General features: G+C 66.2%; 13 protein-coding genes. 2 read left to right on the top strand and 11 right to left on the bottom strand.

Annotated features, from left to right (window positions below; translation table 11 throughout):
• Window position 1 precedes the first annotated feature (1 nt).
• Window positions 2-754, top strand: a complete 753-nt coding sequence (locus tag BDW16_RS05000) for a MerR family transcriptional regulator (RefSeq protein ID WP_066578398.1) — start codon at window positions 2-4, stop codon at window positions 752-754.
• A 121-nt stretch (window positions 755-875) separates the two neighbouring features.
• On the opposite strand, the gene BDW16_RS04995 is transcribed toward BDW16_RS05000, so the two are convergent.
• The 6 genes from BDW16_RS04995 to BDW16_RS04970 form a co-directional block, all read right to left on the bottom strand.
• Window positions 876-1367: an EF-hand domain-containing protein gene (locus BDW16_RS04995; protein ID WP_075151445.1), complete on the bottom strand. Its 492-nt coding sequence runs from the start codon at window positions 1365-1367 to the stop codon at window positions 876-878.
• Window positions 1364-2401, bottom strand: a complete 1038-nt coding sequence (queA, locus tag BDW16_RS04990; protein ID WP_066577462.1) for a tRNA preQ1(34) S-adenosylmethionine ribosyltransferase-isomerase QueA — start codon at window positions 2399-2401, stop codon at window positions 1364-1366. The genes BDW16_RS04995 and queA overlap by 4 nt, the downstream gene beginning before the upstream one ends.
• A gap of 39 nt (window positions 2402-2440) precedes the next feature.
• On the bottom strand, window positions 2441-3091 hold the full coding sequence (locus BDW16_RS04985; RefSeq protein WP_066577858.1) for a peptidylprolyl isomerase: 651 nt from the start codon (window positions 3089-3091) through the stop codon (window positions 2441-2443).
• A gap of 100 nt (window positions 3092-3191) precedes the next feature.
• Window positions 3192-3698, bottom strand: a complete 507-nt coding sequence (gene coaD / locus BDW16_RS04980) for a pantetheine-phosphate adenylyltransferase (RefSeq protein WP_066577465.1) — start codon at window positions 3696-3698, stop codon at window positions 3192-3194.
• 19 nt (window positions 3699-3717) lie between these two features.
• Complete coding sequence (locus tag BDW16_RS04975) at window positions 3718-4617, bottom strand: polyprenyl synthetase family protein (RefSeq protein WP_066577466.1); 900 nt, start codon at window positions 4615-4617, stop codon at window positions 3718-3720.
• Window positions 4618-4625: 8 nt separating this feature from the next.
• Window positions 4626-4871 carry an exodeoxyribonuclease VII small subunit gene (locus BDW16_RS04970; protein WP_066577469.1) on the bottom strand — a complete coding sequence of 82 codons (246 nt, stop codon included), beginning with the start codon at window positions 4869-4871 and terminating at the stop codon, window positions 4626-4628.
• Window positions 4872-4971: 100 nt separating this feature from the next.
• On the opposite strand from BDW16_RS04970, the gene BDW16_RS04965 reads away from it, so the two are divergent.
• Window positions 4972-6333 carry an NAD-dependent succinate-semialdehyde dehydrogenase gene (locus BDW16_RS04965; RefSeq protein WP_066577867.1) on the top strand — a complete coding sequence of 454 codons (1362 nt, stop codon included), beginning with the start codon at window positions 4972-4974 and terminating at the stop codon, window positions 6331-6333.
• Between the two features lie 89 nt (window positions 6334-6422).
• Here the strand turns inward: BDW16_RS04965 and BDW16_RS21915 are convergent, their stop codons facing one another.
• The 5 genes from BDW16_RS21915 to BDW16_RS04940 form a co-directional block, all read right to left on the bottom strand.
• Window positions 6423-6719 (bottom strand): immunity 53 family protein, encoded by a 297-nt coding sequence (locus BDW16_RS21915; RefSeq protein ID WP_083954279.1) that lies wholly within the window; start codon window positions 6717-6719, stop codon window positions 6423-6425.
• Window positions 6720-6851: 132 nt separating this feature from the next.
• Window positions 6852-7259 (bottom strand): hypothetical protein, encoded by a 408-nt coding sequence (locus BDW16_RS04955; protein ID WP_066577472.1) that lies wholly within the window; start codon window positions 7257-7259, stop codon window positions 6852-6854.
• 242 nt (window positions 7260-7501) lie between these two features.
• Window positions 7502-9217 (bottom strand): long-chain-fatty-acid--CoA ligase, encoded by a 1716-nt coding sequence (locus tag BDW16_RS04950; protein WP_066577476.1) that lies wholly within the window; start codon window positions 9215-9217, stop codon window positions 7502-7504.
• 46 nt (window positions 9218-9263) lie between these two features.
• Window positions 9264-9476 (bottom strand): hypothetical protein, encoded by a 213-nt coding sequence (locus BDW16_RS04945; protein WP_066577479.1) that lies wholly within the window; start codon window positions 9474-9476, stop codon window positions 9264-9266.
• 81 nt (window positions 9477-9557) lie between these two features.
• Window positions 9558-11252 carry a sensor domain-containing diguanylate cyclase gene (locus tag BDW16_RS04940; RefSeq protein WP_066577481.1) on the bottom strand — a complete coding sequence of 565 codons (1695 nt, stop codon included), beginning with the start codon at window positions 11250-11252 and terminating at the stop codon, window positions 9558-9560.
• Window positions 11253-11385: the final 133 nt, after the last annotated feature.

The following is an 11385-nucleotide window of genomic DNA, read 5'->3' as shown; positions in this document are numbered from 1 at the left end:
CATGCGAACGGTAAGGCAGGTGGCGAAGGCGGCGCGTATCAGCGTGCGCACGCTCCATCACTATGATGCGATCGGCCTGCTCAAGCCGGCGCATGTCGGGGCCAATGGCTATCGCTATTACGGCCGGACGGAATTGCTGCGGCTGCAGCAGATCCTGTTCTATCGCGAACTGGGGATGGCGCTCGGCGAGATCGGTTCGATCCTCGACGATCCCCGCTTCGATCCGCTGACGGCCCTCAAGGGGCATCGCACCGCACTGGCGGCGCGGATCGACCAGTATCGCGACCTCATCCGCACGATCGACCGCACGATCGCATCGCTCGAAAAGGATGAGACAATGGCAGACAGCGACTATTATGCAGGCATCGCGCCCGAGACCCGCGAACGCTGGGAGCGGGAGGCGAAGCATTTCTGGGGCGAGGAGGCGGTGAACGCGGCGCAGGTCAAGGCGCGAAGCTTTTCCAAGGAGAAGGTCGCGGCGATCCAGGCCGAGATGGAGGCGATCCGCAGCGATTTCCAGCGGCTGTTCGCCGAGGGGGCGGAGCCGGGATCGGATGCCGCGCAGGCGGTGACCGCGCGCCATTATGCCTGGGTCTGCCATAGCTGGATCCCGGACGCGAAGGCGTTCGCGGGGCTGGGCCGTTTCTATGTCGAGAATCCCGAGTTCCGGGGAACCTATGACGATGGCGCATTGCCGGGCACGGCGGACTTCATCGCCGAGGCAATGGCGATCTACGCCGATCGTTCGCTGTAGGCGTTGAGTGGGATTCAGCTTCGCTGAATCGCGGCACCGGCCCGCTCCCCACCCGGCCACCCATCAAGATACACTGAAATGGGTGGCCGGGTGGGGAGCGGGCCGGTGCCGCCATTGAACCCTAACGACGCTTGCGGCGGTCGTCCTTCTCACCCGGGCGGCCGCCGGGTTGCGGCACCGGGCGCGTGGTGAGCAGCTCGCTGCGGGCGATCGAGCCGTTCTTGTCGCGATCGAAGCGCGTGAAGAACAGGGTGAAGCGCGCCTGAAGCTCGCCCAGGCTGATGCGGTTGTCGCCGTCCTGATCGACCTCGAACGGGCTGGGCAGCGCGTTGCGATTGCCCAGCCAACGCTCCGACCAGTCGCCGAACTGGATATAGCCGATCGAAGCTTGCCCCTTCGCCACCGCGTCGAAGCTCCTGCGCACGCCTGTGTCGAACTCCGCGCGGGCGACGATGCCGTCGCCGTCGGCATCGAAGGCGGCGATCGCCATCGCCACCGGCTCGGCGATCATCAGCGGGATCGGTTCGGCGCCGGGCTGCGGGGGCTGGAGCGGCACGCCGGGAGCGGCGGGCTGCTGTTGTGCTGCAAGCAGGGCGGCGGCGAAGAGGATCATGCGGGTTTTCCGGGCAAAAGCAGGCTGGCGTCGCCATAGCTATAGAAGCGGTAGCCCGCCGCAATAGCATGGGCATAGGCCGCCTGCATTCGCTCCAATCCCATCAATGCCGAGACCAGCATGAACAGGGTCGAGCGCGGCAAATGGAAGTTGGTGACGAGCCCGTCGATGCCGCGGAAACGATAGCCCGGTGTGATGAAGATCGCGGTGTCGCCCTCGAACGGGCGGATGACGCCGTCGTCTCCGGTGGCGCTTTCGATCAGCCGCAGGCTGGTGGTGCCGACCGCGATGACGCGCCCGCCGGCGGCGCGGACGGCATTGAGCCTGTCCGCCGTGGCCGGATCGATGCGGCCCCATTCGGCGTGCATCCGGTGATCGTCGGTGTCCTCGGCCTTGACCGGCAGGAAGGTGCCCGCGCCGACATGGAGGGTGAGGGTGGTGTGCCCGATCCCAGCCGCTTCGAGCGCGGACATGAGGCCGGGGGTGAAGTGCAGCGCGGCGGTGGGCGCGGCGACGGCGCCCGGTTCGTTCGCGAACATCGTCTGATAATCGTCGGCGTCGCGCGCATCGGTCGGGCGCTTGGCGGCGATATAGGGCGGGAGCGGCATCCGACCGGCGCGTTCGAGCAGCAGCTCGACCGGCTCGTCGCCGGGGAAGAACAAGGTGAAGCTGCCATCGTCGTGGCGCGCCTCGGCGACGGCGGTGACGGCGTTGCCGAAATCGATCGTCTCGCCGGTGCGCAGGCGCTTGGCGTTGCGGATGAAGGCGATCCAGTGGCGCGGCCCCTCGCGCTTGTGCAGCGTGGCGCCGATCTTCGCCTCTCCCCGCATGCCCTCGAGCTGGGCGGGGATGACGCGGGTGTCGTTGAAGACGAGCAGGTCGCCGGGCGCGAGCAGCGCGGGGAGATCGCCGACGCTGCGATCCCCGGTCAGCGCACCGTCGAGCAGCAGCAGCCGCGCCGAATCGCGCGGGCTCGCCGGGCGCAGCGCAATGCGCTCGGGCGGCAACTCGAAATCGAACAGATCGACGTTCATGCGGAACTCAAATCCCCCCCGTGCCGGGGAGGGTCAAGCTCACTTCTTGCCGGGGCCGGGCGGGAGCGCCGCGGGCTCTTGCACCGGCGCGGGCGGCGGCGGCGGGGCGTAGGCCGGGGGATTGTCGGCGGCGATATAGGCGTGGAGCACCTTGGCCGGTTCCGCGGGCGGTTCGCCGCGCGGGATCGCATCGACATACTGCATTCCGTCGAGCACGCGGCCGAACACCGTATATTTCTGATCGAGGCCGAGCCGCGGCGTGAACATGATGAAGAACTGGCTGTTGGCGCTGTCCTCGCTTTCGGCGCGGGCGGCCGAAACGGCGCCGCGGACGTGCGGAAGATAGTTGAATTCCTTGGGGAGGTCGGGTTGGTCGGAGCCGCCGGTGCCGTCGCCCTTGGGATCGCCGCCCTGCGCCATGAAGCCTTCGATCACGCGGTGGAAGGGCAGGCCGTCGTAGAATTTCCTGCGAGTGAGTTCCTTGACCCGCTGAACCATCTTCGGCGCGACGTCAGGACGCAGCCAGATCGTGACGCGGCCGCCGGTCGACAGGTCGAGCAGCCAGAGATTTTCCTTGTCGGTCGTGGCGGGCGGCGTGGGGCGGCCGGCGGGACCGGGCACATATTGCGCGCTTGCCGGAACGGCGAAGAGCGAGGCCGCGAAGGCGAGAATCAGGGCAACAGAACGCATCGACATCCTCACGGGACTAGGAGTTGCAGCGGCTTAGAGCAATTCGCACGCTGCGGCAAAATGATTGAGCCGGGTGGCGGAATTGCGGCGCGATGGGGTGCTACGATCCCTTGCGGCCGATCACCTCGACCCGCGCGGCGACTTCGTTGCGGACCGCGGGCGTGACGAACTTGGCGATCTCGCCGCCGAACATCGCGATCTCCTTGACCAGGCGGCTGGCGATCGGCTGGAGCGAGACGTCGGCCATCAGGAAGACGGTCTCGATCCGGCTGTTCAGCTGCTGGTTCATGCCGGCCATCTGATACTCGTATTCGAAGTCGGCGACGGCACGCAGGCCGCGGATGATGACGCTCGCCCCTTCGCGCTCGGCAAAGTCCATGAGCAGCGAATCGAAGCTGACGACATGGATCTCGCCCGCGATTCCCGCGACCTCGCGCTTCACCATCTCCATCCGCTCCTCGACGGTGAACATCGGGTTCTTCGACGGGTTGGTGGTGACGCCGATGACGAGCCGATCGACCAGCTTCGCGCCGCGGCGGATGATGTCCATATGGCCGAGCGTGATCGGATCGAAGGTGCCGGGGTAGACGCCGGTGCGGATGGTCATGGTCAGGCTCCCAGGAGAGTCAGCGGTCGCGCTCGAGCACGTAGCGGGCGATGTCGCGGAGCAGGTCGGCCTCGGCTCCGAAGGCGTGGAGATGCGCGATCGCCTGATCGACCAGCAGGCCCGCCTGCGCGCGTGCTCGCTCGGGGCCGAGCAGGGTGAGGAAGGTCTCCTTGCCGGCGTCGGCGTCCTTGCGCAGCTTCTTGCCTGCGGCCTCCTCGTCCCCCTCGGCATCGAGCAGGTCGTCGGCGATCTGGAAGGCGAGACCGATGTCGCGCGCATAGCCGCGAAGTCCGGTACGTCCTTCGGGCGGAACGCGCCCGAGAATCGCGCCCGCCTCGACCGCCCAGGAAATCAGCGCACCCGTCTTGAGCGCCTGGCAGCGGGTGACGGTGGCCAGGTCGAAGCTCGATTGCTCCGCTATCAGGTCCATCATCTGCCCGCCGGCCATGCCGACGGGGCCGGCGGCGCGAGCGAGCTCGGTGACCAGCTCGACGCGGACGAAGGGGTCGGCATGGGTGGCGGGATCGGCCAGCACCTCGAAGGCAAGCGCATGGAGACAGTCGCCGGCGAGGATCGCCGTGGCCTCGTCAAAGGCGCGGTGGACGGTCGGCTTGCCGCGGCGCAGATCGTCATTGTCCATCGCGGGCAGATCGTCATGGATCAGCGAATAGACATGGATGCACTCGACCGCGATCGCGGCGCGTGAAGCGCAGGCGGGATCGACCGCGAACAGGCTCGCGCTGGCGAAGGTGAGGAGCGGGCGGAGCCGCTTGCCGCCGCCGATCGCGGCATGGCGCATCGCCGCATAGAGGCGCGCGCGGGGATCGGCGGGGACGGGCAGCAGCAGATCGAACTGACGGTCGATCTCTTCCGCCACGTCGCGCATCGCCGATTCGAGCGCGAGGCTGCCCTGCGCCATGGCCTGTGTCATCCGGCCGCGAAGGGCGTGGTGCCGGCGACGCGGCCGTCGGCATCGGCCCGGATCGCCTCGATCCGGGCCTGCGCCGCATCGAGCCGGGCGGCGCATTGCCCGCGCAGCGCGTCGCCGCGTTCGTAAAGGGCGATCGCCTCGTCGAGCAGCGCGTCACCGCTTTCGAGACGGGAAACGATTCGTTCGAGTTCCTTCAGCGCATCCTCGAACGAAAGCGCGGCGATGTCGGTCTCCTCGGTCATGACGTCGCTATGCGCTGCGGGTCGAACCAATTCAACCTCCCGCAACGCGATCGGCGTCCCTACATTGCCCCGGCCTATCTTGCCCATGAAGGAGACGCGCATGTTCACCAGCATCAACCCGGCGACCGGCGAAGCAGGCGCGACCTTCGCGGCGCTGGACGACGACGCGATCGAGGCCGCTCTGACACGGGCGGAGGCGGCGTTCCGGTCGTGGCGGGCGAGCGATATCGCACAGCGGACCGCGCTGCTCACCGCGATCGCCGACCGGTTCGAGGCGAACAAGCGCCACCTCGCCGAGACCGCGACGAAGGAAATGGGCAAGACGCTCGCCTCCGCGATCGCCGAGGTGGAGAAATGCATCGCGGGCTTCCGCCACTATGCCGATAAGGGGCCGGGCTATCTGGCGCCGATCGAGACGAAGACGGCGAGCGGGCGTGCGGTGGGGCATTGGCTGCCGCTGGGCCCGATCCTCGCGGTGATGCCGTGGAACTTCCCCTATTGGCAGGTGGTGCGCTGGCTCGCGCCGACGATCCTGGCGGGCAATGTCGGGCTGCTCAAGCACGCCTCGCTGACCCAGGGCTGCGCGGCGCTGATCCAGCAGATGGTCAGCGCCGCGGGCGCGCCCGACGGACTGTTCCAGAACCTTCCGATCAAGTCGGACAAGGTCTCGCGCATCATCGCGGACACGCGCGTCGCCGCGGTGACGCTGACCGGGAGCGAGGGCGCGGGTGCCAAGGTCGCGGAAGCCGCGGGCCGAGCGCTCAAGAAGGTTGTGCTCGAACTGGGCGGATCGGACCCGTTCATCGTCATGCCGTCGGCCGATCTCGACAAGGCGGTGGCGACGGCGGTGAAGGCTCGGGTGCAGAATGCGGGGCAAAGCTGCATCTGCGCCAAGCGGATGATCGTGCACGCCGATGTCTATGACGCGTTCCTCGACAAGTTCACCGCCGCGATGCTGGCGGTGAAGATCGGCGATCCGATGGAGGACGGCGTCGAGATGGGCCCGCTGTCGAGCGTCGAGCAGCGCGATACGGTGCTTGAGCAGGTCGAGCGTGCGGTGGCGGACGGCGCGACGCTGGCGGGCGGCGCGAAGATCGAGCGCGACGGGGCTTGGATGGAGGCGGGCGTGCTCACTCATGTCCATCCCGACGCCGATTTCGCGCAGGAAGAGATTTTCGGGCCGGTGGCGATGGTGTTCCGCGCGGACGATATCGACGCGGCGATCGCGCTGGCCAACGACGTGCCGTTCGGGCTCGGGTCGAGCGTGTGGACCAGCGATCAGGCGGAGATCGATCGCTTCGTCCGCGACATCGAAAGCGGGATGACCGCGGTGAACCAGCTGCTCGCCTCGACGCCCGAAGCGCCGTTCGGCGGGGTCAAGCTGTCGGGCCATGGCCGAGAGCTCGGGCCATGGGGGCTGCATGAGTTCATGAATTTGAAGGCCGTGATGCTGGCGGATTAGGGTAAGCGGGTGGGGTGCGGTTTTGAGAGTCGTGTTACCGCCGATTTCCGGCATCTTCGCTTTGAAGCCGACATTCCCGATCCGACCCCTTAGCAGACGTTAGTTGCCCATCCTCGGAAAGCCTCCAAAAGGGATCGAAGGTGAAGAGGGCCGCCGGCGCCGTGGAACACGTTGCCTTCTGTCCAGCATGTCCACCAGTCGGTTTCGTGCTTATAGTTATGCGTTGTTCGTTCGAGGACGCGACCATCGCAATCTGTGCCTGCTAGGTCGATTTTGATTGACCATCCCGGATTGTCGATCGTGCTGATCGCAGGACCGAAGCCGTGCTCCCAATCCCCGTCGCATTGCGCTTCGTACCAATGAGCCAGCCAATCTAGAACGTCCATCAGGCAACGGTATCGAACAAGCGGACGCATTGGAAGAATGGCCGTTCTCGACCCCAAGGCAGTCGTTCAGCAGTGGCCGGGAATTGTCTGAAAGCTGTCATCTATTCAGCGCCGTTGCCGGTCATTTCCAGCTCAATGTGCGATCGATACGAGGAAGTGTTTCGAAAAGATCCAGCCAAGCCCAAACACTAGGCAAGCGATCATTGTCTTATAAACCCGCGGCAACCTCCTCTTCGCCCGATATAGCACGTGTTTCTTGATTTCGTTGAGGTGAAGCGAGGCCAGGGTGAATGCATCATCATGGTCGGAAGGTTCCACCCCAATCGACCGCAGAACCTCCATGAGAGGCGCGGACCGAAATTGTTCATCAAGCTTGGGATATTCCGCCACTGAGAGCGATACGCTATATTCCGCCTCGCCCTTGATGCAGAAAAAACTAAGTCGCACCCCAGCCTTTTCGATCTGAGCCTCTGCGACATAAGCTCCAATTCGCGACGATGTAACGAGAGACCACTGGGCGTCCTCGACCAGATCAGCCATTCTCGGCGATATGTCTCGCAAAGGCTGCGGAACCAACTCCATCTGCAATCAACCGAGTAAGGGGAAGGGAAGTTCGAGATGCGCTTCTCGCGGGTTTAGCCTTCTGAACAGTGAACGGCAGCTATCATGCCTTGGGCTCCCAGTAGCTGCCCGACCGCTGACCACCCCGTTCCGGTCATTCGTTAACCCGCCGGCGATGCCCGAAAGCCGAGGCGTCGCGGGATAACCATCAGCGGCGGCGCCTAGACGCTGGCTTCCGCCGCGATCTCGATCAGCAAATCCTTGCGGCTGAGCTTGCCGATCATCGTCTTGGGCAGCTTGTCGCGGATGACCACCGCATCGACCCGCTCATGCTTGCCGAGCTGGGGGTTGAGCCAGTCGCGCAACGCGTTGCCCGTCACCGGATCGGCATCGTCGTTGAGCGCGACATAGGCGCGCGGGGTCTCGCCGCGATAGGAATCGGGCATGCCGACCACGAGCGCCTCCTTCACCGCGGGATGGCGGTAGAGCACGTCCTCGATATGCTTGGGGAAGACCTTGAACCCGCCGACGGCGATCATATCCTTGAGGCGATCGACGATCTTGATGAACCCGTCTTCGTCGATCTGGCCGACATCGCCGGTGCGCAGCCATTTCTGGCCGGTAGCGTCGGTGCAGAAGGTGCTGTCGTCGGTCTCGGGCCGGTCCCAATAGCCGCCCATGATCTGCGGTCCGGCGACGACGATCTCGCCCGGCTCGCCCTCGGGCGCCGGCTTCGACGGATCCTCCTTGTCCACCAGCCGGACGCGCGTGGCGATGATCGGCTGGCCGATCGTGCCCGACTTGCCCTCGGCGACATAGGGATTGGCGGAGACCACGCCCGAGCTTTCGGACAGGCCATAGCCTTCGATCAGCTTGGCGCCGGTCGCGGCCTCGAACCGGGTCTTGAGCTCGGCCGGAAGCGGCGCACCGCCCGAGATGCAGTATTTGAGGCTCGACCAGTCGGTCGAGGCCGAATTGGGGTGATCGAGCAGCGCCTGGAACATCGTCGGCACGCCGGGCAGCGCGAGCGGGCGGGTGCGGGTGATCGCGGCGAGCGCCTGCGCCGCGTCGAAGCGCGGGAGCATCACGATCTCGCCGCCGGTGATGACGGTGCGGTTAAGGACGCAGGTGTTGGCGAAGACGTGGAAGAAGGGCAGCACGCCCAGCACCTTGTCCTTGGTCGTGCCGAGTTCCGGATCGAGCCTCGCCACCTGCCGCGCATTGGCGGTTAGGTTCTGGTGGGTGAGCATCGCGCCCTTGGGCACGCCGGTGGTGCCGCCGGTATATTGGATCAGCGCGAGATGCGTTTCGGGGTCGATCGCCGCGGTCGTGCACGCGCCGTCATTGGCGATCAGCTTCGAGAAGGCGATGATGCGGGGATCGTCGGGCTTTTCCGCGACCTCCTTCGCCTTGAACCAGCGGTAGAGCAGCGACTTGGCGGCGGGCAGCGCGCCCGCGACCGAACCGACGACGAGCCGTTCGAGGCTGCTCGCCTCCAGAACCTTGAGCGCGGTGGGGAGCAGTGCGGTGGCGCTGATCGTGAACAGCAGGCGCGTGCCCGAATCCGCGACCTGGGCCTCCAGCTCCTCGACCGAATAGAGCGGCGAGAAATTGACCACCGTCGCGCCGAGCTTGAGGATGCCGTAATAGGCCGCGACATAATGGGGGACGTTGGGCAGGAACAGGCCGATCCGGTCGCCCGGTCCGTAGCCCAGCGCCCTGAGGCCGCAGGCGACGCGGTTGGCGCCGTCGAGCGTCTCGGCATAGCTGTAATGCCGGCCCATGAAATCGAGCAGCGGGGCATTGCCCATGCGCTGCGCCGAATCGTCGAACGCGGCGGCCATCGACAGCGGCGGCAAGGGCTGATCCCAGGGACCGGGGTGACGATAGGCGGTACGCCAGACCTGCTCGGGCCAAACCTGCTCTGGAACGCTCATTTACAGGAATGTAAGCAACTCGCAGGGCGAGTCAACGCGGCAGAATTCAGCGGCTCGCGCGCCTTGCCGTCCAGGTATAGAGCACCGAAACGGCCATGACGCCGAAATCGACCGCTGCCTGGAATCTGCGCGGCGCGGTGTCGGTCACGTCGTGTGTGATGATGCGGATATTTGCCGTTTGCGGAGACATTGCGGTCAGCGCCAGCAATGCCGCGCCGCCGCCGGCGAGTGCGATCCTGCGCTTGCTGAAACTGTCCATCGTCCGCGGCCTCCCTACGCCGCGGGTCATTACGCACGCGACGGCTGAACGGCAACTGAATTGGGGTAGGATCGCGCCCGCTCAGGCCGCCTTGCTTGCGGAGCGGGCGCGATCGCGGCCGGCAGACTTGGCTGCGAACAAGGCGGTGTCCGCGGCGCGATAGAGCGCCTTCCAGTCCGGCTCGGCATTCAGCGGGCCGGTCGCGCTGCCGATGCTGGCGGTGACGCGCAGGTCGAACGGCATCCGCGTGGCGCGCAGGCGGGCGAGGATGACATTGGGATCGATCGGCTCGGCCATCTCGGTGACGAGCGCGAATTCCTCGCCACCGAAGCGGGCGATCAGCGCGTTGGCCGGGGCAACGGTGCGCAGGGTGCGCGCGACCACGCGCAGCACCTCGTCCCCGCCGTCATGGCCGAGCGTGTCGTTGACCTGCTTGAAATGGTCGAGGTCGAGGATCAGCAGCGTCTGCGCGCCGGGGCGGCCGATCGCCTGCGACAGGAACGAACGGCGGTTGAGCAGACCGGTGAGCGGATCGGTATCGGCAAGGCGGCGCGCGACCGTTTCGGCGGCAACCGCGGCGTCGCGCTCGCGGCTGAGCAGGCGGATGCGATAGGCGATCGCGACCGAGGAGATCAGCGCCTCCGCCGCCATCGACAGGATCGTCGAATTGTCGAGCCAGAAGTTCCAGCGGATCAGCCCGAGATTGGCGAGGGTGCGCAGGCTGGCGGCGAAGATCGGCAGCGCCCAGGCGAGCGCGAACACCCAGAGGAAATTGGATCGGCCGCGCCACGCGCTCCACAGCGTCGCGGAGACACAGATCAGCACGCCGAGAAAGACCCAGCTGTAGACCCGATCGACGAACTGGATACCGAGGGGGGCGAACAGTACGAAGAGGAAGCCGGTGCCGGTCAGCACCGCGACGGTGATCCGGATCGTCAGCCGCAATCGCGGGCCGAACACATGCTCCTCGAAGAAGGCACGCGCGAACAGCAGCGCGGAGGAGCAGGCGAGGGTGAGCAGCAGATAGTTGAGACGCAGCCGGTCGTTATTGGCGATATCGGGCACCAGCCAGGCCATCGCGCCGGACGAGGTGAAGGCATAGGCCATCAGCGCCGCAACCATCAGGCAATAGGCAAGCTGGAACCGGTGCCGGAGCGAGGCCCAGAGCGCGAAATTATAGACGAGCAGCGCCAGCGCGAGGCCGCCAAAGCCGCTGTAGATCGCCGCCATGACCAGGTTGGATCGATCGCTCTGCGCCTTGTCCGCAAGGCGCGGGCCGACGACGATCCCGCGCAGATTGCCCGCGCCCTCGACCTTCCACATCAGGCGCTGGATTGCGCTGTGCGTATGGGGAAGGGGGTATTCGACGATCGCGCCGAGCTGGATGCGCCTGGTGATGCCGCGATTGTCGTCCGCCATTGTCGTGAGGCTGCCGTCGGCATGGAGGACGTGGAGTGCCAGCCGCTTTTGCCACACGCTGCCCAGCCGGGCGACGAGCGGGTTGTCGAAGGAGGAATATTCGCCGATCGGGTTCGAGATCACCCAATAGTCGCCCGGGCCGAAATCGGTCTGCTTGGTCGTGCAGTCGAAGCGTTGCGGCTGGCGAATCACCCGGGCGGGGTCGTCGCCCGGCTGGGCGCGCAGGACGCAGACGCTGAGCGGGCGGCCGACCTGGCCGGCGCCGAGATTCGCGATCTGGGCATGCGCGGGCGGAGCCGCGAGCAGCATCAGCGCCGCGAGCAGCGTTCCGAGGAGGGCGGCAAAGCCACGAACCATGCCGGGGGTCTACGCGCAGGAGCCGAACAACTGGTAAAGATAATGAGGCATTAGGACCGTTTCTTATGATCTGCGGGCCGCCCCGGCCGGGATCGGCGCAGGCTGGGTGTTCGGCTATGATCCCGCAGCAGCG

Source organism: Sphingomonas koreensis (genome assembly GCF_002797435.1).
GTDB lineage: Bacteria > Pseudomonadota > Alphaproteobacteria > Sphingomonadales > Sphingomonadaceae > Sphingomonas > Sphingomonas koreensis.
The sequence above is the reverse complement of the archived record's forward strand: the minus strand, read 5'-3'. Positions and strand labels throughout refer to the sequence as shown.